We start from the raw sequence: 24755 nt of genomic DNA on the forward strand, positions 1-24755 counted from the left end.
CCTACAGTCCCGATTTAAATTTAATTGAAGGGGTATGGAAATGGCTCAAATCAGACATCATTCATAATGTTTTTTATTCATCGATTTATGAAATTCAAAAAAATGTACAGGCTTTTATTCAGGAATTAAATCGCACACCTGAAAAAGTGATCGATCGATTATGCATTCGATTGTAATCTTTTAATTCAACTCATACAGATTTCACTTTTCTATTTCTCCTCACATAAAAATCAATCGGGATTTCTTCGGCATCCACAGCGTGATACAAATACATCTATTTTTCTTTCACTTTAATATAGGTTTCATCAGTACGCCACGAGTCAGTGGTTTTCTTCAAATGAAGGTAAATTCGTTAATTTGACTTAGATTTATATGGATGGACCTAACGCATAATGGTCGTTGGATGAATCGATATGCCACGTTCTTTCCATATTTCAAATACTCCTCGATAGCGTAAAGAAAAACGACAAGTACAGGGAAGCTATTAAAATCATACCTTATTCGAACTGTCTCTCCTTCAAATGTGCCACTAGTCCGCTCCCTCCCCAAAACTTCTCTGGAATTCAGCTCACTCTGGAGAAGTTCGCAACACACTCCGCCAACCTTTACCTGCTAATTAGATAAAGCAGGTTTTTCCCCTTGCCTCATTGTGTAATCTAAAAACAAATGGTTTGTTCGTTCTCTTATTCGCTCACCTGAAAGGCTACGATCAGCACTTCATGATTAGATGAAAAGATCTTAACGTGAGAAATCTATATTTTTTTCTTTTTTACACCAGATTTTTTACGGTACATACACCCAATTGTTCCTCCATACATAAGGTACACTGTAAACAAAAGGAGGCCTGATAAAAATGGCACACAATCATTGTCAATATGAACAAAGACCTATCGAGAATGAAAATTATCAAGATTGTAATGCAGGTTACTATACAAATGGCATTTTACGCTTTTTAAGAAGATTAAGCCCAGGTACATGTATTGTCATACAATATGACTGTCAACCGCCTGTTGCGGCTACATTCCAAGGATTCCAACATGGACTCGTGATTTTATCTGATTTTGACTGTTTCCCAGGACTGGCGCATCTTGTAGTTGATAAGATTAACGTGATTACCCTTGGCTCTCTTCCTTGTGATCTTCCAAGAGAATGTGAACGCTACTAATTGTAAGAACTATCCATAGAAGGAATCCGTATCTCGGTACATCAAAATGATTTTAACATGTATATCATAAAAAAACAGGCTCCCTACTACTTCAGGGAGCCTGCTACTTATTCGATCATTCGCAACCCATTCGAATCAATTCAATACTTTCCACTAGGAATGTTCCCGCTGTTTCTCCGATTTCAATGCAGACACGATTCGTTTCTGGGAAGATTTCAACGGTTTTCGTGATATAACCAGACAGAGATTCAGAAACGTACGTAGTCATGTTATCTTCACTTGTGTATACTTTTCTATGGCAACCACATCCACAACTTGATCCGGTAGGATTAGCCCCGCTTGTGTTACCTGCATAGGCATTCATTTCATAGTTGTTAGGTGGATAACTCATCGATTCCTTTTTACTGCAGCCACATCCACAATCTGTTCCCGCATAAGGTGCTGGATCGTTCATCATATCCTCATCACCGTACGGATTGATTCCAAAACTCTCTGATTGGTAATTCATAGGATTACCAGTTGCATATGTCTGTTGTCCTCTTGGTTCTGCTGGATAGTTCGTCATATCTTGCTCATAATAGGATTCACGAGACGGCGTCATCGGTGGTACCAAACTTGTTGCACTTTCTCCCGCTATAAATTTCAGTGTTTCTGTATTTTCTTCCGTACCATCACTGATTTTCACATAGCCTTCCCCTGAACCTTCTTTTTTCGCTGTGACACGTAACACATAGCCATGTTCAGGATGGACACATACTTGTTGGGAAACGTTTGTACTCCAATCTGAGATGACGAGCACAGATGTATTCCCTATCTGTTGTACCTGCGTCCCCTCAGTTCCCTGCCAGTTCGATAGTCCTGCATTGAAGTCTCCATTTCTTAGCACGTTACGTTGTTCATATAACACCCGTGCTTTCGCAACGGCACCGGACAGTTGTTGGAAGATATCATAGGCTTCTCCTGGTACGGTTGGTAAAGCTCCGACTAAGAATGGATGATACACATACGGAATGTTTTGTACCCATTTCTCCGCGTCTATAATATGCTGTAATGTGACGGAGGCTTGCAATTGGCTTTGATCTGCATGTGTGAATAAGCCTTGAATCGCACGTTGTGCGACTTGCACAGCCTTTTCGATTTTCATGTATTTCTCGTTCCACTTTTGTTTCCATTTGTATTCTCGTTTTTTCATACGAGTTAATGCTTCTCCCGTTAACGGACCTTCTTCGATTACCTCTATATTATCTAGTGTCGCTAGGCCATCTGTCGTTCCAATTTTAAAGCCAACCCATATGCCCAGATTCTGATTGATATCAAGCTCACCTGTATCAATGTGACACTCCCATTCATGTGGATCTGCACATACCATACTTGTTTGTTGCATCATCATCTGTGAGCCATCTTCACATGGACCACAGGACATGTTTTGCGGGATAACTTGGTTTATCACCACAGGATAGGAACCTTGTTCCAATGGATATTCTCCCGTACATGGGTTCGTTGGTTTTATATCATTTGGTACGTTCATGTGTTTGTGTACTTCTTTCTCATATCGTGTGGCGAATACTTCTAACCCTTTACTGTTCCCAATAGATCCGCGAACCCTATAGCGTGTATACGGTTTTAATCGCGATTCGTCGATCTTTTGATACGCATATGTCGGGAATATCTGGTCACTAAATTGCGGCTGATTGGCACCAGGTAGCTTCAGACAGCGTCCTTTAAAGATTGGATTGTCGGATGCCACGGACACATGAGTGCTTGTGTTCCAGCCATTCTCACCAGACCAATCAGAAGATTCAAAATCACCGTAGTATAATAAATTACGAGCGCGACTCAGTTGTTTCGCACATTTCACATGATCGAGTAAGCACATTTTTTCTTTTGGATACATCTTATCAGACATATACTCTACCAATCTTGCGGCCTGATCAATCTGATAATCCGTGATATTCAACTGTAGTGTATGCTTCCCATCATTTGTAAACAAGGCGTTCACTGCCTTCCACGCTTTTGCTAAATCTTCTTTCGCTTCAAAAACTTCAACAGAACCCTCAATTGGAATGAATTCGATTTTGTCGATGATGAGAGGATCTGCATCATTTGAATCTATTCTCTCAATATATATTAGTTCATTACTTGGGAATGTAAGATTAAAGGATGTAAGATTTACATATCCAAATGCATTATAAGTTAACGCAGCTTGTTCACCAGAATATGGGGTAGATGGTACAACGATATCCTCCTCCTGTACTACCCACTCGTCATTTCTAAAGATACCAATTTTTACCCTCGTTTGTAATTTACATGCATAACGCATTCTCATACGACAAGGTTTAGTTTCTATTGGGAACATTTCGAATTGCGGGGACAGCGGCACCTCAATTCGAGCATTCGGTGCCAAGCTAACGAGATCTCCTCCTGTACTACCTGGCCCCTTGATTACGCTATATCCGCTACCACCAGATGCCTTCACCACTGGAATTTGACTAACGTAATTTTTATCTATAATGTTATATGCTTTCGCACTAGCGTGTGTCCATGCATAGATAATAGTATCAAGAGCATTAGTGCCAAATAGTCGTTCACTTCTGAATGCGGCCAGCCATGACAACCGTTCACTATATAATATTACATCCTCACAAACACTACCTATATTTGGTGTACTGCTAGGTTTACATGTATCCAAACAAGATCTTGAAGTGTCACATTGGGTAGGATTAATACAAGGGAATCCTACCTGACTTGTGTAACGCCCACCATACTCCGACTGACCACCAATCAAAGAATAAAAGCCCAAGTGCGAGACCTCATGGCGCCCCCGAAAAGTAAGTGTGTTTAAATTTTCAGGAGAAAAAGAATTATTAGTGAAACCTGGATTCACATGTGTATTATATATATTGGCCCAATCAGGAGTTCCCTGATTGGTGGTATTTCCAGGTCTAGGTCCAATCCATGAGGTTTCCATCAATTCAGCTTCTCCTGGTTCTCCATTTATGAAACCTTTAGAAGAAATATAGCTAAAACCTAATTTATAACGAGTAAGGAACGTAGACCGACTATCCGATGTCGTATCGACTCCGAATATAAAGCTTCTCAACCAGGTAAACAGATGCGGCGGCCTAACTAACCCAGATTCAATCGTCTGCATCGAAGGGCTATCGTCCAACCTTCCACATGCCTGTGTGTATACTTCACGTGTAAGTTGTGAATAGACTGGTAGTGGATATAAAATTGGATCAAATGTTGGCCATAATGCTACAATATCTAATGACATAATTGTCATACCCGTACGATACTTATTATAATTATTCCATGAAGCAGCTCCCTGAGTTCCTGTACTTAGTCTCGCTAATTCGTTGTTAAATGTCGAAATACAATATGCTGTGTAACTTGCTGTATTTTCTTTTAGGTATCGATAATATCGATTAACTGTTACCTGGTCTAGCCCCCACGCTAACCCATATTTAACCGCGTCTCTTAACAAAAGTAAATGCAAATTAGCGGCTTCAGTAAATGAAGATAATAATTCTGCTTGAAAACCTTGTTGTTGAAAAATAGGCATTCTATCATAATATATCGTATTTGAAGCAAGGAACTGTGTTCTAACAGTTTCTTTAAGTTCTGGATCATCTGGGCTTTGGCTCCAATCGCAAGCAGCATCTTGATATAATTTTGTAGTCCTTTGAAGCCCTACTAATTCTTGAAGAACCCTATTTTTCACTTCTGTCTCAATTGCTGTGTCAGTAAGTTCCTGAGCAGCATTCATTAGTTCGCTCCACTTATATTGTGTTGCTTGACTAGGGGGCGTATCGCTTTCCTGGTCTGGCCATATATATGGAACGGCTACATTTATTACGCCTGCAACTGCGGATAGTATAGGACCTGCACCTGGAATAAGCCCAAGAAGAGCCCACGCAATACCTGAAGACGTAACAATCGCCCCTTTAAGGGCAGCTGTAGAAAATACATCTCCGGATTCCCCTCGTGCACACCTATCCATCCAATCTTTATAATTCATATTTTGCACTTCAGATCCTGGTGCCTGCGCATAAGGATATCTTGGCTGCTGATACACGTCACCACTATTCATGAATTCATATTCATTGTTATAATAATTTTGATTCATCAACAATCCTCCTATCTTTCTCTTGCCTTCTCATAAAAAGAAGAACGGATTAGTTTTATCTACAGCATTCCATGTTCTTGTTTGCCATACACACAGATTTAAAATAAGAAAAAATGAAAAATCAGGACTGGTTTCAAGATAATAGAATATCATATGTACGGTAATCATTTCCTCATTCTGTACTATTCCCGATTCGTTTGCTTCTCCCTTTGTCGAAATCATTCTTTTTTTGTTCTTTTCTCTCTATTTTCATGAAAAAACATACAAAATAATTATATGTGGTCAGCAATAGGTTAGAACGGGATTTATAAAAGGACGTGCTCTTTCCATTGGTACCTATACCATATGTGCATGGGTGGCATATAATATATGGAATATACGATAGGAAGGTAGGTGTTTGCTATGAAGAAATTTCACTTTCGTGTGAGAGAAGGAACGAATCCACTCGGGCCGAGAATCGATTTTAATCTTCCGGCAGGTGAGACATTGATTGATTATCCTTTATACGAAACAGATGGTACTGCAACAGGTATACACGTCATATTATCCCTCGAAGTCGCAGAATTAGGTTCTACCGTTACCTTTAAGGCCACAAGGCAAGATGGTAGTACAGACACATTTCCTTATGTGATTACTCGCGTTCCTTACTTGTTTAATATAGGATTATGTGATACAACGAAACTTGCCATTTCTGCATCCGGTCCTTTGAAAGGGCATTATCAGATAGGTGGAACAAATTTTTGCTAGTAACAATGGTTCTGTTATCAAGTTTTGGAAAAAATGTGTACCATTTTTGACTCGCGATTGTAGGATTTCAAATCCTCGCTTTCATTCCTTTTCTATTGAGAAATAGGAATCTGATTTATGACTGATGTTTTTTCTGCATGAGGGATTTATTTTTTCGTTGAATAGGAGGTGTATGTGACATGCCTTTTACTACTGGACCGATTGAAAATCAGGGCAATCAACCGGCGAATGCAAATAATGCGAGAGTCAAAATTCTGAATCGCACCGGAAGTCCACTCACTGGGATTGTTCGGTCTTTTCGTTTGAATGGGACAAGACTATTAATTCAACAAGTTTCTTTTGCTGTACCGGCAAATGCTTCTGATTTTATCACGCTAAGCTTGGTTCACCCTAACTTAGGACAAGCAGCCCAATATGAGGTTGAAATTGTTCCGAATCAAAATGGCGGCATCTATTCTGTTTATGGAAGAAGTGTGGGGACGATTATTTCTGCACAAAGAGTTTTACATTCAGAATTGACGCAAACGCTTTAGTTTGAAACAACAGGCAAGGGATAAGATCGGGGGATTGGAAAACGCAATTACTCTCGAGATGAGAATCTGAGCCCCCTTTTTCAAATAGAAGATGGACCATGATCCTCGCCTTTCTTTTTTTTGTAGGACATGCTTTGGATTATGGTCTGTTTCTACCTATCTTTTAAAATGAAGTGATGGCTCGTATGTTTCTGGTAGGTGAGAATCTATTTTCTTCTCTTACAGAGAGAAATCTATCTGGTCAACCGTTTTTTCTATTTGATCAAAAAAAGAAAACTTTTTCAAGGAGAGAGGAAGTCTTTTCTACATCACATGTAGAACTAATACCTTAAATGATTCCACCTAAACCCTTGTCTAGTGCAAACACCTAAAAACAGGCTTGTTTTTTAGGCATCTGCTTATATCGAATGGTTCTTTCCGCATATCATACTTTTGTGACGAACAATATAAACATTTCCATTTTGGATAAAAGGAGAGATTCCATTGGTTTATCAACCTGGATCAAATGTAAACGCTAGACAACAAGTATATGAATCAAACCCTACTTATGATCAACAACAACTGTATCACCGTCCTCGACCGTATCCTCCTAACTGTCGTTGGGTTCGTGAATGTAGATGGGAGCGTCGTTGTAACCAACGATATTGACAGTTACAACGATTAGATTGCATACAATTACTTCAAACGGTATAGGTAGATAGAGAATAGGAACAGAAGTGAAATATTTCCTTCGTGACATTCCTTATTCATGTAAGGATTACATGTTTGTTCTTCTCCATGTTTGTATGAACACGTATTGCGAAATATGTATTTGCATGCTATCTATTTTTCTCAAATGATATCACCTGTGTATCCAAATAATCGCTTGGAATGTTTCTCTAGAGAGAAAAACATTTTTTTGTATATCCCCTCAATATTTGTAAAATCATTCCGATTTTCATTGATTTCCCAACTAAAATGAAAATAGTATACTAGACGTATCATTTCGTTATCTCCTGAACATGACTCGCATCCCACGAGTCATGTTTTATTTTTTCCATTTATAAACAGATGTCTCTTTCCATCAACACAGCATCCTTTAACTGAATCTATTCAAATGGAAAACACGATACAAAACACCGGTTTCGGAGACCTTTTGGTTATTCCTAGATGTGATAACTATTTTGTTCCCCTCCAGGTTCATCTTTTTTCATTATTTTTATTTCTCACATATCCATATCAAAAACATATGTTACACTAAGTACGACAACATTTCGAAAACGGTTTCTTAAATACGCCTCATGTATGGGGCGTATTTTATTTTCTAGGAAAATACGAGCTGTTCTTCCTGTACAAGCTTTTCAGTATACAATGGACCGGTCGTATTTTTTGAGAAGATCATTCAAAAAATCTCCACCTCTCCTCCATTGTATACTGAAATTCGGCAGGTGATGGTGTGTCGCCAAGCCGAACAGACCAAAAACATAGATTGAGGTCGCACGACTTAGACTATCCATTGTACCTGCCGAACCGCTTCAATCTCCTGTTCATGAATAGATGCTTATACGTCATTTTTATGACACGAGGAGGGGCTAGCCCCTTGCTTCGCTTCACCCCAGCCTTTTGCCTCACACCCAAAAACAAAAGTGAATTCTTTTTACTGTTTATTCTGATTAAAAAATATATTATTGTGTGGATATGAGAGAATATTACTTTATTCCTATCCAAAGTGATGCCTTTGAGTAATGCTCCATTACTTCATTTAAATGTTGGAAAGCAAACTTTACGAGTTGGAACAGCCCCATTGATACGGATAAAATCACTATCTATTGTGTGTTCATCTCTTTTTTATCCCTCATAACATTTCATATTTTTTTCATTTTACGCACCATTGAGGCGATGTATCATACACTGCTCATAAGTAAGTTGAGAATAGGAAGTGATATGTATGAGTATGCCTACGATTCCAGAGGGTCTGGATATTACAGTTGAACAAGCTGTAGCTATTATTTTAGCTTCTATTGGTTTGGAAGAACTTGGATTGGCTCATGTCATCAATGCCGAAGGAGAAAAAATCCAAGCGGTTGTAGCAGGTTTCACCGCTGGGAGCCTTTCTGTTGATCAATTATTAGCAGTCAATGAAAGTGTAACGGATACACTCAAAACAGTCATTAAAAAAGAAATGTTATTGCAATTTAAATTAGAAGAAGCAACTTCTCTGTTAGAAAACTTCGGAGGTCCCTTAAAAACAGAAAAATAAAAGTGTAGTACTATCTCTATTATACTACTGAAAATAAGATACCCCTAAACGAATAAAATAGGGGTATCTCTCTGTTCTATATATGTCACGATTGAATCTTTCACATATGTTTGAGATTCAAATATGTAATCCTGTTGTCTTACCCATGCATTTTTTTAAAAGCTGCATGATATGTTAGGCTATTTTACATTCTTAAACGGGACTTAACTAACTAAGTTGTTAGAGCCTTTTTATCTTGTAGTCATAAAAGATTCTTTTAAATTTTTTATCCAAATAGATTTATGTAAATCAGTATAAGAAATCCAATTTCCTGTTTCATGAGAACCGACAAATTCGTTATAGATGGGATGCCAAATAATGAGATACATCTCATTTTCGTATTGTATTTTATCAAATTGACGTAAAGGTTTTCCTAATTTATCGGATTGACCGATAGGTATCGCTCCTTTGTCTAAAATTCCTTTAAAATGTTTCAACGGCATCACTCCTTCGTACAGGTTTATATATATTTTTTTTAAAGGATGTCGTTTTTCCTCTTTTATAACTGATTAAAAATGAACACTTTATACATACATGCAAAGCAATCCATTGAGGGTGTTACAAAAATCATACATATTCAAAAATAAATGCATACAGATATCCGTTTTTCTGAAAGAATGATTGTACCTATTTGCAAACCACAAATATTCTTTGCATGATTTTTCAGATGATAAAATATAAATTGTCTTAATTTTCAGTATTATACAAGTAAACTCACGTACAAACCGTTTCATTCTTTCAAAATTAAAATGTTAAAAACTGTACCCTTATCTCCACTAAACCACGAAAAACTAGAATAAGAAAGTTTATTACAGACTAGCTTCGTATTCTTTTACTCTTCTATAAAATGTATTATTTTTCATTCCTACTCGTTTCATCGCTTCTACTGCCGTAATCTTGTGCTGTTTCCATTCTTGATATACGGATATAAATGTATGATCAATTTCAATTTTCTTTCTACCAAATGTAATACCTTTTTGCATAGCCACTTCAATTCCTTTTTTTTGCTGTTCCCGTGTTCTTTTTCGTTCATCTTCAGCCATATAACTTAATAATTGTAAAATTAAGTCTGAAATAAGGTTTTCAATTCCATTCAAATCTTTATATCTCATTGTGTTGAGAAGGGGCATATCTAAGACAACGATATCAATTTGTTTTTCTTGACTCAATTCTTGCCATTCAGCTAAAATCATTTGCTTATTTCTACCTAATCGATCTAATGATTGTATATATAAAATATCGCCCTTTCTCAGCATACGTTTCATCAGTTGATATTCAGGGCGCTTAAAGTCTTTTCCACTTGCTCTATCTATACATATATATTCTTCACTAATTTCAAGTTCTGATGCCGCTGCCAACTGTCTTTCTATCGATTGACCTTTACTACTAACTCTTATATAAAAAAATCTCCTCATATAAATTCCTCCTATCTATCTTTGAACCTGTATGCTAGAATTTGAGATGTTATAGGATAAATGTATCATATTTTCATGTCATATTCTGTACCATGCACATGACATGTTTCAAAATTCATTTTGTTATTATTATGAAGTGTAAAAGCGGTAAAGAAAGCCCCGTTTCAAAACGTATACATTTTGAAACGGTGACTTCTTTACAAAAAAAAGGGGGGGGGGCATCTCTCCTCTATTTTATTCCCATTGTTATGAAATTGCTGACTCAGAATATGCGCTCCTTTTCATATTCTGTCAACGCTCTATATTGATTATATATATAAATAACTTTGCGCCTCTTCACAAAAAAATCCCCTAACTTATTTGTTAGGGGATTTCCACGATACTTTCTAGGGATTTCGTCAAACGAAACGAAATTTTTCTCATTATAACATATGAATCCACACATACATAGTTTCAAAAGGGACATAGAACAGATTTCGTCTTTTTTTCATAATGAGTGTACATTTTTTGATAGAAAAAAAGTAACTACTCAGCTTTTTTCTATCAAAAGACATGATAAAACTGTATTCCTTTTGTGTAACCCATACATATTATGATTTCATCATAATAAACACAAAGCATAAAATCAGAACGTGCTTGACTTACCTACTTAGTAGTAATAAAGTAGCCATTCTCTTACTGATTTCAGTCAGAATGGTTCTATTCTTACATCCTTGAAAAAGCTTGTCTCTTTTTTACCCAATTTTGATTGTATTCTACTAATCATCAATCAGAATTGCATCGATTTGATCACAACCTACGACAAATACCGTACCATTATTTCGAACAAATGTCGCAACTCCAGTTTTTCTATCAAAACTTACAAACGCATCTACACTTTTATCATGTCCACCAATAATGAGTGTATCCACATCATCCCCCGCTGTTAATGTTTTCAAAAATTGACAGATGGGTGAAGACATTCTTTTATGATGAGAATCATGATGACATTGTCTGCACATATACACATTCCCTCCATTTTCATAGAATCAAATTTCTATCCTTATCCATTGATAGAAACAGATAGATAATATATTTTTTATCATTTCATTATATGTATACATCTCTTAAAGGGTGTACTTGTCTACACACATATTTGGATAAGCTGTCAAACTGATTTTTACCTGTCTATAGTCAAATCCGTTCTGGTGCAAACATTTCTTATCTGTGGAGAAACTTCTCCATAAAATCACATAAAATAATTTTATTCGAATCACTCAATTTTTAAAATTAACTTTGTAATAGAACCAAGAGTGTAACAATACTAACATGTAATCATTCAAACAAAAAAGAAAGATGAAATAAGGGGCGTGTCAGATGGCGAAATTAGGATTTACTGCAAATAGTGGTTCAAATACTGTTACCATATTTGATACCAAAACAAATACTGTAATAAACAATCTATCTGTTGGTACAGGTCCATATGGTGTAGCCATTACTCCAAATGGAAAATTTGCTTATGTAGCAAATTTTGATTCAGATAATGTATTCGTGATAGATGTAAAACAGCAAAGTGTTAGTACTATCATACCTGTTGGAAATCATCCCGCTGGTATTGTCATTAGTCCGAACGGAAAACGTGTGTATGTGATGAATAATGGTTCAGATACTGTATCAGTTATTGATAGTAAGACAAATTTGGTAATTGCAACAATTCCGGTTGGGGATGGACCTATTTTAGGCGCTGTTTCACCAAATGATCAACTTTTATATGTTCCGAATGATGGAACCGATAATATATCTATAATTAACACGAAAACGAATATGGTGATTGGTACAATAGCGGTTGGGGATGGGCCAAGACAAGTTATGTTCACACCAAACGGACAATTTGCTTACGTAACAAACAGTAATTCAAATACTGTGTCTGTCATAAATGTCCAACAAAGCATGGTTGTTGACACCATACCTGTAAACCCTCAACCAAGAGGGATTGTTATGACTCGAGATGGAAAGTTTGCTTATGTAGCAAACTTTGGGGCGAATGCTGTGTCTGTCATTGATATAAAACAAAATATTGTAATTACAACGATCCCTGTTGGCCTTCAGCCAAGAGGGATCACGATTACTTCGGATGGAAAATTTGTTTATGTAGCAAATTTTGGTTCAAATAATGTATCGGTGATCAAGGTAAAAGATAATGTTGTGGTGGATACAATCGTAGTGGAAGATAGCCCGATTGGTATAGATGTAGAATAAAAGGGTAACTACTCAGCCTCCTTTTGGAGGCTGAGTAGTTACCTTTTTTTATGGTACATACACCCAATTGTTTCTACAGACATAGAGTGCACTGTAAACATAAGGAGGCCTGATAAAATGAAAAACGAACACAATCATTGTCAATGTGAGCAAAGACCACTCGAGAATGAGATTTATCAAAATTATAGTGCAGGTTACTATACAAATGGCATTCTACATTTTTTAAGACGCTTAAGCCCTGGTACATGTATTATCATACAATACGACTGTCAACCACCAACAACAGGAACATTTCAAGGTTTTCAAAATGGACTTGTGATTTTATCTGACTTTGACTGTTTTCCAGGACTTGCGCATCTGGTAGTTGATAAGATTAATGTAATTACGCTGGGTTCCATTCCATGTGATCTTCCACGAGAATGCGAGCGTCGTTAATTGTAAGAAACATCCATAGAAGCAATTTTCCTCTCTACACATAAAAATTGTTTCACGTTTTATATCATAACAAGCAGGCTCCCTACTACTTCAGGGAGCCTGCTACCTAATGGATCATTCGCAATCCATTCGAATCAATTCTATACTTTCTATCATAAATGTTCCCGCTGTCTCTCCAATCTCAATACACACGCGATTCGTTTCTGGGAAGATTTCCACCGTTTTCGTTACATAATCAGAAAGGTCAAGGGTACTTTCTTCTACCATCGGATATTCATCGACGCTATCATCACATCCACAGCCCATTCCCTGATGATTGGTCATGTTTGTGTTGCTAAGATATACATTGGGTTCATAATGATTTGGTGAATAGTTGCTCATCGTCATATTCTCATTCGGATATGCGTTTTTATTGCAACCGCATTTGCACACCGCCCCTTGATTCGTTGGCATATTGATATTGCCAGGGTATGCATTCATTTCGTAATGGTTCGATGGATCATTCATCATACTATTTTCATCACTGTACGGAGTAAATCCAAAACTCTCTGATTGATCATTCATAGGAGTAGCGCCAGGATATGCATTTCTTCCATAATTGTCTGATGGATAGTTCGACATATCTTGATTTCTAACATACCCATTTGTTCCATATGCTTCTGTATAAGAGGTCACCATATTACGCTCAGTATAGCGTTCGCGAAGTGTAGAACGGTTATTAGATGCGGCCGGACTTGTCGCCCCTTCACCAGCTATCAACTTCAATGTTTCTGTATTTTCTTCCGTACCATCACTAATCGTCACATAGCCTTCTCCAGATCCTTCTTTTCTTGCCGTTACACGTAACACATAGCTATGTTCTGGTTCCACACACACCTGTTGCGAAATGGTTGCACTCCAGTCTGAAATCACGAGCACAGATTCCTCTCCAATCTGTTGTACGTCTGCACCTTCTGTGCGATTCCAGTTTGACAATCCCGCAGTGAAACCCCCATTAATCAGCACATTTCGCTGATCATATAACCACCGGGCTGTCGCAACGACGTCGGAAAGTTGTTGAAACATGTCATATGCATACGCTACACCCGGTACTCCTGATACATCCCCTTGTAAGAATGCATTGTATACATATGGAATGTTCTGCACCAATTGTTCCGCACGTAAAATATCCTGTAATGTGATAGCCGTTTGCAAACGATTTTGATTAGAATTTGTGAATAACGTCTGCATCGCATCTCGTGCGATTTGTACCGCCTTTTCAACCTTCATTTGTTTCTCTACCCATTTTTTCTTCCATTTTGGCTCTCGTTTTTGCATACGAGTTAAGGTATCTCCCGTTAGCGGTCCTACTTCTACCACTTCTATATTATCTAGTGTTGCCATACCATCTGTCGTTCCCACTTTAAACCCAACCCAGATGCCTAGATCTCGCTCCATATCGAGCTCACCTATATCAATAGGGAACTTAAATTCATGTGGATCTTGACACACCATATTTGTCTGTTGAACCATCATCCCGGCTGCAGTCTGATATCCATTCTCACATGGATTACACCACATGTCTTGCGGCATCCTATTGCTTGACATAACGGGATACGGAGTTGATTGCAATAAAGATTCTCCTGTACACGGATTGATTGGGATGATATCATTCGGTACATTCATTTTCTTATGCACTTCTTTATCATATCTCGCGACGAATATTTCTAAATCTGTACTATTCCCCACAAATCCTCGTACGATGTAGCGGGTATATGGTTTTAACTTTGCTTCCTCTATCTTTTGATATGCATACGTTGGAAATATTTTATCACTCAATATGGGATGATTTGCACTTGGCAGATTGAGATAATGATCTTTAAAGATCGGATTATCCGCTATCGTGTATACATGAGCACTTATGTTCCATCCATCTACGCCAGACCAATCTGAAGAGTCAAAATCTCCATAGTTTAATAGATTCCGTTCCCGACTCAAGCGTTTTGCACATTTCACTTGATCCAGCAAACACATTTTTTCTTTTGGATGGATTTGATCAGATAGACACTCTACTAATGTTGCCACCTGATCCACCTGATAATCTGTGACGTTCAATTGTAAGGTCGTTGGATTCGAAAACAAGGCATGGACCGCCTCTCGCGCTTTTGTCACATTGTAATTCATTGAACATCCTCCTTCGTGAGCTTTGCTTTAAGATGCGTGTTAAATGTATATTTTAACCAAAAATAATTACACTACATCGTTTTAACTCAACCTAGTAAGTTTGAATTTTTTATTTGTGGTGCCGTTATTAGTGTATACTCCAATATTTGTTCCATTTGCAGTACCAGAACCACTTACATCTAATACTCTAGTTTGATTAGACTTATTTTGTAAAAAAACATATTCTGTATCTACAACGCTCTGTTGAATGATCCAATACTGCTCTGGACGGTTTGCATTAGAGACTGCTCTCACATTATCTCCTTCCGACCGCTGCCAAGTTAATACTAAATTTTCATCCGCTATATTTTTAATTTGATACGCTCCTTGACCCGAATCATAAACGAACCTCCATTTTTGGTTAGCAGCATTACCATTTTGCCATAAGTGAACATTCTTAGTGCTTGGATCCATATCTACAACACTACTATTATTTAAAGCTGTCACGATTTGATAGATACCAGGAGTTACTGGTAGTTCTGGCGTTGGTGGTTCTGGTTCTGGAATAAATTCAATTTTATCAATATAGATAGGGCCACCACTATTACAACGTAGCTCTATTTTAAATTCTTCTTCATTTGCGGAAAAATTGAAGGTATCCAAGTAAGTGAAAGCGCTATATGTCATACTTCCGGAAAACGTTCGTTCAACCGGATAGTTATCGTTTTCCCGCCATCCGTAAGAATCATCATACCTCCCTACAAATAGATTGGCATTACCTTCACTTGCGTATCGGATTCGAACTTTATATCCTCTTGTTCGTGCAGTGGCGGACGGTCTTACTTTCACACGCAATTGTGTCCATTGCTGATTATACGCAGGTAATCTTACAAGATCCCCTCCCGTACTACCAGGACCTCTTACCACCGTAGCGCCATTATCTACGGCATTTCCTTTCACCGCCGGAATTTGAGTCGTTTTATCAGATACTATTGTATTTTCTGGTGTTAAGCTGTTATGCAACCAGCCAAATCCAAATAATCCTACACACTTTAACCCCTTAGTGCCACTTGCAAGTTTAGATTCCATTGCATTTCCATAGGATAGGCGATGCGTGGCTGGATAAGAACTGGAAGGAGGAGATATACTTGCCTCATGTACATACGCATACTGCCCCCCGAAGGACGACTCATAACATTTTCCAAAAGCCTTAATCCTTGCACCTATAGGATTCTTAAAATCAAATGCACACGTGACTTCATTAGTTGTTATTCTCAGGCCACCAATGTCATTAGATGTAACGTTCTGGATCGAAGAATATGCCTGAACAGGTGACAGCCCTTCCTCCCAGGTGGAATTACTGCCTGTGAGAGACAGCCTGCTCTTTATCCCTGCATATTGCTCCAAATCAAAATAGCCAGGATTTGATGACATATAAAAGGCTAAGTTTGTTAGCCACGTAACGAGATGAGGTGACCGCACAAAATTACGTTCGATAACTTCCCAATTTTGCGATTTATTTTCAACTTTACCGTACGCTGTTGAATAGACCTCCCTTGATAATTGAATATTCACACCATTGGGGTTTGTATATTTTTCTATATCATATGTTGGCCATATTGCTACCAAGTCTAATGCCATAAGAGTCACGTCTCTTCGAAAATCATTCATAAGATTCCAATGAATCACGGGAATGTAAAAATCAGTCGTAGATCCACTAGTGGTATACCCTTTTAAATATGGATATTTATTATAGTCTTTTATATTCGGTTTTAAGGCGACGGCTTTGTCTAAACCTACCTTATAGGTATTCACACAATAATCCGTGTAATCTGCTGTACGTCTTCGAAACCTAGTATTAAAATCCACAACTTCTGCCGGGGTCATCCCCCAGTCCTTTCCGAAGTTAACTGCATCTTGTAATAAGAGCAAATGTAAATTAGCTGCTTGTGCATACACGGTTAGTAAAGGAACCTCAAAATCCAGCACTCGAAATGAGGGCATAGCATACTCCATAAACGAATTCGTAATACGGAATTGTGAAAGTACCCGTGCTTGAGTAGCTGCATTACTAGGATTTTGATTCCAATCCTGGGCTGCCTCCTGATATAACTCCAGGGTAGCTTCTACACCTTCTAATTCTGAAATAGCTTTGCTTCGTACGGCAATTGTAATATTTTTATCTATAAGGTATTCTACTGCATCCATGAATTGTCGCCATTGCGTTTGTTGTTTACGTTGTTTCCAGAGGATTTTAAAAATGGCAGCAATACCTTTCGCTGCAAGTGCTACACTACTACGAGCTGTTCCGGTGTTTGAAAGAGTAGCTTCAGTAACACTTAACGCTGTAGAGACAGCCTCATTTACATTTGCCTGTTGCGCTATATTGTAGGCCCTTCCAACACTCATGTTCATCACATTTTGATCATTCATGTTTTGCAACTCAGAACCTGGTACATTCGCAAGTGGATACCTCAGCTGACAAGGCATGCTATCACTATCCAGTGTCTCATATTCATTATGATTACATTTTTGATTCATCGACAATCCTCCATTTCAGTTTTAGCCCTCTTATCCCATACCAATATAGTGGGATAAGAGGGCTATGCTAAAAAGTTAGCGTTTCTATCAATCGAAGAAATTGACTTCCTTTTGATAGCTGAGATAAACCATACATCACTTTTTTCTTTCCATCTGGCATGTTTATGCTACAACAGAAAGAAATATGAGGATTCACCTGTTCTGCGTCTTCTAAAATAGCTGCAGACTTGTTTTTTTTCTATATCTATTTTATTGACCTATCATTAAATGGGGGATTTTTTAAAATAAGTAGAACGCTTCCTATCCTCTTCTATTTTATGAACTCAACGTATACCCATATCAATTACGAAGTTCTGTCATACGATGTACAGATAGAAAAAGGAAAAAAGGGGGCCATACTATGTGCCGTTTTGATCATGATTTTGATGACGATTTTCGCCGTCGTCGCTTTGATTGTAGACATAATCATATTCGTCGTTTGCTACGAAAATTAAGTCCAGGAACTTGTATTCGCATCCAATTTGGTTTTCAAAATCCCGTAAATGCTATTTTTCAAGAGGTTTCATTTGATGGCTGCACGCTGATTGTAAGTAATCTTGATGATTTTGATGACTGTGCAGCTTTTACCTATATCGCTGTTGATCAAATTAACGCGATATCCGTTGTAGCTTCTTGTCCAAGACGCTGTCGAGATATTGACTAACCTTCTGTATGGATAAAAAACGAATGAAATGCAGGCGGAATCCTAAACTTCCAACGAACGACGATCTATAGCAGTAGGTCGTCGTTTTATTTTCCCAGCGTGTAATGCAGGCAATTATTGTTCTGTCTGTTACTCAGCATACAGGATAATATAGCGCTATGAATTGTAAGAACCCTCCATAAAAAGAATCCGTATTTCAGCACATCAAAATGATTTTAAGATGTATATCATAAAAAACAGGCTCCCTACTACTTCAGGGAGTCTGCTACTTATTCGATCATTCGCAACCCATTCGAATCAATTCAATACTTTCCACTAGGAATGTTCCCGCTGTTTCTCCGATTTCAATGCAAACAAGATTCGTTTCTGGGAAGATTTCAACTGTTTTCGTGATATAACCAGACAGGGATTCGGAAGCGTACGTAGTCATGTTATCTTCACTTGTGTATACTTTTCTATGGCAACCACATCCACAACTTGATCCGGTAGGATTGGCCCCGCTTGTGTTACCTGCATAGGCATTCATTTCATAGTTGTTAGGTGGATAACTCATCGATGCCTTTTTACTGCAGCCACATCCACAATCTGTTCCCGCATAAGATGCTGGATCGTTCATCATATCCTCATCACCGTACGGATTGATTCCAAAACTCTCTGATTGGTAATTCATTTGATTCCCGTTTGCATATGTCTGCGATCCACTTTGTTCTGCTGGGTAGTTCGTCATGTCTTGCTCATAATAGGATTCACGAGACGGCGTCATCGGTGGTACCAAACTTGTTGCACTTTCTCCCGCTATAAATTTCAGTGTTTCTGTATTTTCTTCCGTACCATCACTGATTTTCACATAGCCTTCCCCTGAACCTTCTTTTTTCGCTGTGACACGTAACACATAGCCATGTTCAGGATGGACACATACTTGTTGGGAAACGTTTGTACTCCAATCTGAGATGACGAGCACAGATGTATTCCCTATCTGTTGTACCTGCGTCCCCTCAGTTCCCTGCCAGTTCGATAGTCCTGCATTGAAGTCTCCATTTCTTAGCACGTTACGTTGTTCATATAACACCCGTGCTTTCGCAACGGCACCGGACAGTTGTTGGAAGATATCATAGGCTTCTCCTGGTACGGTTGGTAAAGCTCCGACTAAGAATGGATGATACACATACGGAATGTTTTGTACCCATTTCTCCGCGTCTATAATATGCTGTAATGTGACGGAGGCTTGCAATTGGCTTTGATCTGCATGTGTGAATAAGCCTTGAATCGCACGTTGTGCGACTTGCACAGCCTTTTCGATTTTCATGTATTTCTCGTTCCACTTTTGTTTCCATTTGTATTCTCGTTTTTTCATACGAGTTAATGCTTCTCCCGTTAACGGACCTTCTTCGATTACTTCTATATTATCTAGTGTCGCTAGGCCATCTGTCGTTCCAATTTTAAAGCCAACCCATATGCCCAGATTCTGATTGATATCAAGCTCACCTGTATCAATGTGACACTCCCATTCATGTGGATCTGCACATACCATACTGGTTTGTTGCATCATCATCTGTGAGCCATCTTCACATGGACCACAGGACATGTTTTGCGGGATGACCTGGTTTATCATCACAGGATAGGAACCTTGTTTTAATGGGTATTCTCCCGTACATGGATTGGTTAGTATACTATCATTTGGTACGTTCATATTTTTGTGCACTTCTTTATCATACCTTACGGCAAACACTTCTAAATCTTTACTATTTCCAATAAATCCTCGTACCATATATCGTGTATATGGTTTTAACTTCGCTTCCTCTATCTTTTGATACGCATATGTCGGGAATACCTGATCATGAAACGGGGAATAATTCGCACCTGACATATGGAGATAACGGCCTTTAAAGAGTGGATTGTCGGATGCAAGAACTACCTGACTACTTGTTTTCCACGCATTCTCTCCGAACGATTCGGAAGATTCAAAATCGCCAGCATTTAACAAATTGCGTGCTTGACTGAGTCGCTTCGCACATTTCACCTGATCGAGTAAACACATTTTTTCTTTTGGATACATCTCATCAGACATACACTCTACGAGTCTTGCGGCCTGATCTACCTGGTACTCCGTGATATTCAATTCCAGCGCATTTTTCGCATCATTCGTAAACAAGGCACCCACTGTCTTCCGTACTTTGTTTAAACTGTTCTCTGCTTCATACACTTCCACCCCTGTTCCAACTGGAAGGAATTCAATTTTGTCGAGAACAACCTTCCCCGTTCCAATGTTTGTGATTCTGAGCGTTATGCTCTCGAGCTGATTTAAGGTTAGGCGCTCAGTGTACGTGTACAAAAATGACTCAGGTCGCAAGAGGTTTGATTCCTGATTTGTTGTTTGGCTCATCGAGAAGGTTGGCAAGGTTCTTATTGGGTTCAGATTTGAATCTAGCACCACAACTTGTAACTGAGTAAATGTAGCAGTCGTATAACGAAATCGCATGTCATAGTTCACGCCTACAGGTTTGTATAGATGAACTTCTAATACTCCCCCTGCCCCTGTTACTAGCCCTGGTCTTAGCTCTACTAAATCTCCTCCTGTAAAACCAGGACCCCTAATTACGTAAGAATCATTAGGTCCTAGTCGATTCCCCTTGACGGCTGGGATTTGGGCAATTTTATCTCGCCTTAGGTAATTTGAGGGGTCGCATGTATTAGATTGCCAGGCAAAAGCAAAACTAGTTGCAAATGGTTTACCGGGATTTATATACGAGTACCCATCTGGGATAACCGCATTCAAGTTATTAGTACCATATTGGCTTGAAAAACAAACACCGGTTGGGTTTTCCTGCCATTGATTTGGCTGGCAAACATCAGGGTCATTAGCTTCTAAAGGAACATCCTTACAAGGAGTTCCAAAATAAGTATCGTAGCTCAAAGGACTTCCGGAGTATCCGGCATAGAAAGAACCTCCAGTATAATCAAAGAATCTCATGTAGTTTAGGCGTCCACTACTGATCCTGTTACCGAGAACGTAGTTATACCTTCCACCATAACTTCTCCATTCGATCCTATCCTCAGGTCTTGGGGAGTTCCCAGTCCCGACCGTAATATCATAAGGAGAATTGGTGGTCCGATAGATTGAGTTTACTCCAGCAAAGTGTTGAGCAACGTCGGCGTTGCGATAACCTACAACAGTGAACAGCTGCAACCACCGAAATAGCGTAGGAGCGCTATCCCATGTCATACCCATTTCGATAGGCCATTTGTCAAAATTCCCCGCTGGAACGCCAATACAAGCTGAAAATACTTTTCGCGTGAGTTGTACTTCTGTAGCTAACGGATACCTGTATGGATCATATGTTGGCCATAGCGCTACAAGATCTAACACCAACATAGTCATATTTGTACGATACGTAAAATACTCCTCCTGATAGTGGAACGACCCCTTTGTTTCTTCTTCCTTATCCCTTATCCCTCTCTCATACTGATTCATAGAATAGTTTGTATATTGTACTATTAATTGTACCATGCCTGGGTTACCTACACCCGTGTTCGTATAATATTGATCCACTCTTTGCTGTGGGAATCCCCAGCTTTCTCCAAATCTTACAACATCCTTTAACAAAAGCAAATGAAGATTGGCTGCCTGCATATAATTGAATAACAGTAGGAGTTCATACCTTGGTTCACTAAAGAGTTTTATGGCGTCTTTCAATGCATCTTCAGCATCATCAAATGCATCCCTTATTAACTCCTGATACCTTGCATCATTGGGGTATTTTTGGAAATTACAGGCTGCCTGTTGATAATCTTGAATTCGTGACTGTACAATTCTTAATTGAACATCGGCTCTACTTTTTACCACTTCTGAAATTTTCTTACCTACCATCACTTCTGCAGCATCCATGAACTCATACCATGTGCTTTGCGAATCCGCAGATGCAGGATCAGAGTCCGGCCACAACACATCTAGAAGCAAAGAAATAATTGCGAATACGCCCGCTACAACTATTAATGGTGGAAACGAAGCTGAAGCCACACCTGCGATTGCAGCAATTGTCCCCGTAACTATCGTTAGTGTCTTTCCAACAGCCTCCCATTCATCTATCTGATAGGGGCGGATTCCTATCTGTCCGAGAATTTCTCGTTTTACATCTGGACACATCTCCATCCACTCTTTATACCCCATATTTTGCAGTTCAGAACCTGATGCATTCGCAAGTGGATACCTTGGCTGGCGATACATGCTACCACTATCCATGACTTCATATTCATTGTTATGATCCATTTGATTCATTCATAATCCCCCAATCCTTCTCTCGCCTTCCCATCAAGAAGGCTGATTCGATTTCATCTGCATCCTTCCATATACTCTTCCATATTTGTTCTTCTTTTGCACTACATACAGATTTAAAATGAAAGAAATGAAAAATCAGGACTGGTTTCAAGATAATGACATATCATATGTACGGTAATCATTTCCTCATTCTGTAAGTTTCTAACATGAACTCTACTTCGGAACATTCTGAAAATTCAATATTCCTGTAAAACGAAGAAACTGATTTTCTTGCTCTTGCACCGGCGTGACGTCAAATGCTGAAATTATGACATTTTTTTCTTCTATTTGATAATCTGGAAGATCTGCTACACTAAACTTCAGTACCGTATTCACTGGAATATGCCCCGTATGACTCATCTCAATTTGATTATCACGTCCTGAAGAAGCACCCTGTTTCTCCCCGCACTCTCCCTGCACTTGTGCATTGACTATATATGCGATGCTTCCCACCACTTTCAAAAGATTCAGTGTCACATCCACCGGTCCGCAATTGTCTACTGTAATGGTTTTCTGAGAGGTTTCTTTTACAGTAGCTAAGCCAGACAGGCTATATGCGAGTTTTCGAGTACCGTTCGGTACGTACACAAAGCCATTTGGCACCTGTACGATTGAACAAAATGACACGCTCGATTGGACTTGTTCCGTATTATCTATGGTTGCTGCGGACTGGTTCATGCCTTCCAATGGAAGTGGATGATGTTTTCCAGTTTGCATCATTTCATACTCTCTACCGTACTGCCCTGCTTTCAATATCCTCGCCTCCTTGTATGATTCAGTTAGGTTTTTAGGGATGGGATGTACCTACAAACCCAAGAGTATCTAGTTTTATGAGATTCTTATATTTGTAGATAGCATGTTACCGAACACTTCCTTGCCTTTTGGTATTCGGCAGAAATATTGATACCTCTATCTCATAAGTCATTTACGAGTGAGATGGAGGTATCAATATTTGGTCATTCTTCGTATCTCTTATGAGGTAATAGCGTTTATTATGAGAAAATAAGGATTACAATCATCAGATGTAAAAACATATAAAGCAACCACCAACTCGAAACACTATGATCCTGTACATGATCATGTATGAAATTAACAATTCAAAGTAAAAAAAACCAATCAAAATCGTACAATGACAAAAGAGTTCGTGTTACAAGCTTTACAACAAGCCTATTTTTTTGTCAGAAACCGGAAGGGTTTGTCTTGCATCATTTCTTCTATTTCAACAAAAGAAACATGACACACAAGTTAGGGGTCATGCATTTCTCATACAAAATATTCTAATAATGTTTTCGATTTCCCTTCTTTATTTCATGAAACATACTACATCCTATACATCTTTATTTTATTGCCAATCCTTGCATACCATTTTTTTGTCATACAACATAATGTATGTTTTTAAAAAAAGACGTAGAACGCTCCCCATCCTCTTCTATTTTACGAACTCAACGGATACCCATACCAATTACGAGATTCTTTCATACGATGTACAGATAGAAAAAAAGGGGGCCATACTATGTGCCGTTTTGATGATGGTTTTCGCCGTCGCCGTCGCTGTGATTTTGATGATGGTTGTCGCTTTCATTGTAGACATAATAGCGTTCTTCGGTTGCTACGAAAATTAAGTCCAGGAACTTGTATTCGTATCCAATTTGGTTTTCAAGATCCCGTAAATGCTATTTTTCAAGAGGTTTCATTTGATGGCTGCACGCTGATTGTAAGTGATCTTGATAATTTTGATGACTGTGCAGCCTTTACCCATATCGCTGTTGATCAAATTAATGCAATATCCGTTGTAGCATCTTGTCCAAGACGCTGTCGAGATATTGACTAACCTTCGGTATTGATAAAAAACGAATGAAATACAGAAGTCATCCTAAACTTCCAACAAGCGACGATCTATGGTAGTAGGTCGTCGTTTTATTTTCCAGGCGTGTAATGTAAGCGATTATTTTTCTATCTGTTGATGAGCATACAGGATATCCCTATGTAATATTTTGATGCCGCTATAACCATTTTGATACCTATGCATAACCTAAATATTATAAAGATAACACGTACCATCTACCATCATGCAGAAAGGAGCTTAAAGTATGACATCAAACCATGATTTTAAG

The 24755-nt window shown here is 38.5% G+C and carries 19 protein-coding genes; 9 read left to right on the forward strand and 10 right to left on the reverse strand.

Features of this window, described 5'->3' with window-relative positions:
- The first annotated feature begins 853 nt into the window (after positions 1-853).
- Positions 854-1165: a hypothetical protein gene (locus ACP6L7_RS35000; protein WP_430529832.1), complete on the forward strand. Its 312-nt coding sequence runs from the start codon at positions 854-856 to the stop codon at positions 1163-1165.
- 115 nt (positions 1166-1280) lie between these two features.
- Here the strand turns inward: ACP6L7_RS35000 and ACP6L7_RS35005 are convergent, their stop codons facing one another.
- Positions 1281-5294 (reverse strand): insecticidal delta-endotoxin Cry8Ea1 family protein, encoded by a 4014-nt coding sequence (locus tag ACP6L7_RS35005; RefSeq protein ID WP_430529833.1) that lies wholly within the window; start codon positions 5292-5294, stop codon positions 1281-1283.
- 402 nt (positions 5295-5696) lie between these two features.
- Here ACP6L7_RS35005 and ACP6L7_RS35010 point away from each other — a divergent pair, with 402 nt between their 5' ends.
- The 3 genes from ACP6L7_RS35010 to ACP6L7_RS35020 all read left to right on the forward strand — a co-directional run bounded on the left by ACP6L7_RS35010 (position 5697) and on the right by ACP6L7_RS35020 (position 7222).
- Positions 5697-6041, forward strand: coding sequence for a hypothetical protein (locus ACP6L7_RS35010; RefSeq protein WP_430529834.1), 345 nt, complete (start codon positions 5697-5699; stop codon positions 6039-6041).
- A gap of 179 nt (positions 6042-6220) precedes the next feature.
- Positions 6221-6574 carry an ATPase gene (locus tag ACP6L7_RS35015; RefSeq protein ID WP_430529835.1) on the forward strand — a complete coding sequence of 118 codons (354 nt, stop codon included), beginning with the start codon at positions 6221-6223 and terminating at the stop codon, positions 6572-6574.
- Between the two features lie 483 nt (positions 6575-7057).
- On the forward strand, positions 7058-7222 hold the full coding sequence (locus ACP6L7_RS35020; protein WP_430529836.1) for a hypothetical protein: 165 nt from the start codon (positions 7058-7060) through the stop codon (positions 7220-7222).
- A 183-nt stretch (positions 7223-7405) separates the two neighbouring features.
- Here ACP6L7_RS35020 and ACP6L7_RS35025 read toward each other — a convergent pair whose 3' ends face one another.
- The gene (locus tag ACP6L7_RS35025; RefSeq protein WP_430529837.1) at positions 7406-7558 is read right to left on the reverse strand and encodes a hypothetical protein; all 153 of its coding nucleotides are present in this window, start codon (positions 7556-7558) and stop codon (positions 7406-7408) included.
- Between the two features lie 943 nt (positions 7559-8501).
- Here ACP6L7_RS35025 and ACP6L7_RS35030 point away from each other — a divergent pair.
- Positions 8502-8813 (forward strand): alpha-helical endospore appendage domain-containing protein, encoded by a 312-nt coding sequence (locus ACP6L7_RS35030; RefSeq protein ID WP_430529838.1) that lies wholly within the window; start codon positions 8502-8504, stop codon positions 8811-8813.
- A 230-nt stretch (positions 8814-9043) separates the two neighbouring features.
- Here the strand turns inward: ACP6L7_RS35030 and ACP6L7_RS35035 are convergent, their stop codons facing one another.
- From ACP6L7_RS35035 to ACP6L7_RS35045, 3 genes are all read right to left on the reverse strand, one after another.
- Positions 9044-9295, reverse strand: a complete 252-nt coding sequence (locus ACP6L7_RS35035; protein ID WP_430529839.1) for a hypothetical protein — start codon at positions 9293-9295, stop codon at positions 9044-9046.
- A 366-nt stretch (positions 9296-9661) separates the two neighbouring features.
- On the reverse strand, positions 9662-10267 hold the full coding sequence (locus ACP6L7_RS35040) for a recombinase family protein (protein WP_430529159.1): 606 nt from the start codon (positions 10265-10267) through the stop codon (positions 9662-9664).
- Positions 10268-11025: 758 nt separating this feature from the next.
- Positions 11026-11268 (reverse strand): hypothetical protein, encoded by a 243-nt coding sequence (locus tag ACP6L7_RS35045; protein WP_430529160.1) that lies wholly within the window; start codon positions 11266-11268, stop codon positions 11026-11028.
- 355 nt (positions 11269-11623) lie between these two features.
- On the opposite strand from ACP6L7_RS35045, the gene ACP6L7_RS35050 reads away from it, so the two are divergent.
- A complete protein-coding gene (locus ACP6L7_RS35050; RefSeq protein ID WP_430529161.1) occupies positions 11624-12505 on the forward strand; it encodes a beta-propeller fold lactonase family protein in 882 nt (293 codons plus the stop codon).
- Positions 12506-12622: 117 nt separating this feature from the next.
- Positions 12623-12940 (forward strand): hypothetical protein, encoded by a 318-nt coding sequence (locus tag ACP6L7_RS35055; protein WP_430529162.1) that lies wholly within the window; start codon positions 12623-12625, stop codon positions 12938-12940.
- A gap of 114 nt (positions 12941-13054) precedes the next feature.
- Here the strand turns inward: ACP6L7_RS35055 and ACP6L7_RS35060 are convergent, their stop codons facing one another.
- Together ACP6L7_RS35060 and ACP6L7_RS35065 are read right to left on the reverse strand one after the other, a co-directional pair.
- Positions 13055-15103, reverse strand: coding sequence for a hypothetical protein (locus tag ACP6L7_RS35060; protein WP_430529751.1), 2049 nt, complete (start codon positions 15101-15103; stop codon positions 13055-13057).
- Between the two features lie 81 nt (positions 15104-15184).
- Positions 15185-17623 (reverse strand): insecticidal delta-endotoxin Cry8Ea1 family protein, encoded by a 2439-nt coding sequence (locus ACP6L7_RS35065; protein ID WP_430529752.1) that lies wholly within the window; start codon positions 17621-17623, stop codon positions 15185-15187.
- Between the two features lie 400 nt (positions 17624-18023).
- Here ACP6L7_RS35065 and ACP6L7_RS35070 point away from each other — a divergent pair, with 400 nt between their 5' ends.
- Positions 18024-18326 (forward strand): hypothetical protein, encoded by a 303-nt coding sequence (locus ACP6L7_RS35070; RefSeq protein WP_430529753.1) that lies wholly within the window; start codon positions 18024-18026, stop codon positions 18324-18326.
- Between the two features lie 277 nt (positions 18327-18603).
- Here the strand turns inward: ACP6L7_RS35070 and ACP6L7_RS35075 are convergent, their stop codons facing one another.
- The 3 genes from ACP6L7_RS35075 to ACP6L7_RS35085 all read right to left on the reverse strand — a co-directional run bounded on the left by ACP6L7_RS35075 (position 18604) and on the right by ACP6L7_RS35085 (position 23394).
- Entirely contained in the window at positions 18604-22602 is a 3999-nt protein-coding gene (locus ACP6L7_RS35075; RefSeq protein WP_430529754.1) for an insecticidal delta-endotoxin Cry8Ea1 family protein, read from the reverse strand.
- Positions 22583-22753, reverse strand: a complete 171-nt coding sequence (locus tag ACP6L7_RS35080; RefSeq protein WP_430529755.1) for a hypothetical protein — start codon at positions 22751-22753, stop codon at positions 22583-22585. Before ACP6L7_RS35080 ends, ACP6L7_RS35075 begins: the two co-directional genes overlap by 20 nt.
- A gap of 62 nt (positions 22754-22815) precedes the next feature.
- Positions 22816-23394 (reverse strand): hypothetical protein, encoded by a 579-nt coding sequence (locus ACP6L7_RS35085; protein WP_430529756.1) that lies wholly within the window; start codon positions 23392-23394, stop codon positions 22816-22818.
- 760 nt (positions 23395-24154) lie between these two features.
- Here ACP6L7_RS35085 and ACP6L7_RS35090 point away from each other — a divergent pair.
- Positions 24155-24472, forward strand: coding sequence for a hypothetical protein (locus ACP6L7_RS35090; protein WP_430529166.1), 318 nt, complete (start codon positions 24155-24157; stop codon positions 24470-24472).
- The last annotated feature ends 283 nt before the right edge of the window (positions 24473-24755 follow it).

This window comes from Bacillus silvicola (assembly GCF_050524305.1).
In the GTDB taxonomy this organism is placed as follows: Bacteria; Bacillota; Bacilli; order Bacillales; family Bacillaceae_G; genus Bacillus_A; species Bacillus_A cereus_AT.

Excerpts from the sequence above, each read along its gene's own strand:
- ACP6L7_RS35070 (WP_430529753.1), top strand. The coding sequence starts at position 18,024 with ATGTGCCGTTTTGATCATGATTTTGATGACGATTTTCGCCGTCGTCGC.
- ACP6L7_RS35015 (WP_430529835.1), top strand. The coding sequence starts at position 6,221 with ATGCCTTTTACTACTGGACCGATTGAAAATCAGGGCAATCAACCGGCG.
- ACP6L7_RS35045 (WP_430529160.1), bottom strand. The coding sequence starts at position 11,268 with ATGTGCAGACAATGTCATCATGATTCTCATCATAAAAGAATGTCTTCA.
- ACP6L7_RS35040 (WP_430529159.1), bottom strand. The coding sequence starts at position 10,267 with ATGAGGAGATTTTTTTATATAAGAGTTAGTAGTAAAGGTCAATCGATA.
- ACP6L7_RS35060 (WP_430529751.1), bottom strand. The coding sequence starts at position 15,103 with ATGAATTACAATGTGACAAAAGCGCGAGAGGCGGTCCATGCCTTGTTT.
- ACP6L7_RS35025 (WP_430529837.1), bottom strand. The coding sequence starts at position 7,558 with ATGATACGTCTAGTATACTATTTTCATTTTAGTTGGGAAATCAATGAA.
- ACP6L7_RS35005 (WP_430529833.1), bottom strand. The coding sequence starts at position 5,294 with ATGAATCAAAATTATTATAACAATGAATATGAATTCATGAATAGTGGT.
- ACP6L7_RS35010 (WP_430529834.1), top strand. The coding sequence starts at position 5,697 with ATGAAGAAATTTCACTTTCGTGTGAGAGAAGGAACGAATCCACTCGGG.
- ACP6L7_RS35035 (WP_430529839.1), bottom strand. The coding sequence starts at position 9,295 with ATGCCGTTGAAACATTTTAAAGGAATTTTAGACAAAGGAGCGATACCT.
- ACP6L7_RS35050 (WP_430529161.1), top strand. The coding sequence starts at position 11,624 with ATGGCGAAATTAGGATTTACTGCAAATAGTGGTTCAAATACTGTTACC.
- ACP6L7_RS35065 (WP_430529752.1), bottom strand. The coding sequence starts at position 17,623 with ATGAATCAAAAATGTAATCATAATGAATATGAGACACTGGATAGTGAT.
- ACP6L7_RS35030 (WP_430529838.1), top strand. The coding sequence starts at position 8,502 with ATGAGTATGCCTACGATTCCAGAGGGTCTGGATATTACAGTTGAACAA.
- ACP6L7_RS35090 (WP_430529166.1), top strand. The coding sequence starts at position 24,155 with ATGTGCCGTTTTGATGATGGTTTTCGCCGTCGCCGTCGCTGTGATTTT.
- ACP6L7_RS35075 (WP_430529754.1), bottom strand. The coding sequence starts at position 22,602 with ATGAATCAAATGGATCATAACAATGAATATGAAGTCATGGATAGTGGT.
- ACP6L7_RS35000 (WP_430529832.1), top strand. The coding sequence starts at position 854 with ATGGCACACAATCATTGTCAATATGAACAAAGACCTATCGAGAATGAA.
- ACP6L7_RS35055 (WP_430529162.1), top strand. The coding sequence starts at position 12,623 with ATGAAAAACGAACACAATCATTGTCAATGTGAGCAAAGACCACTCGAG.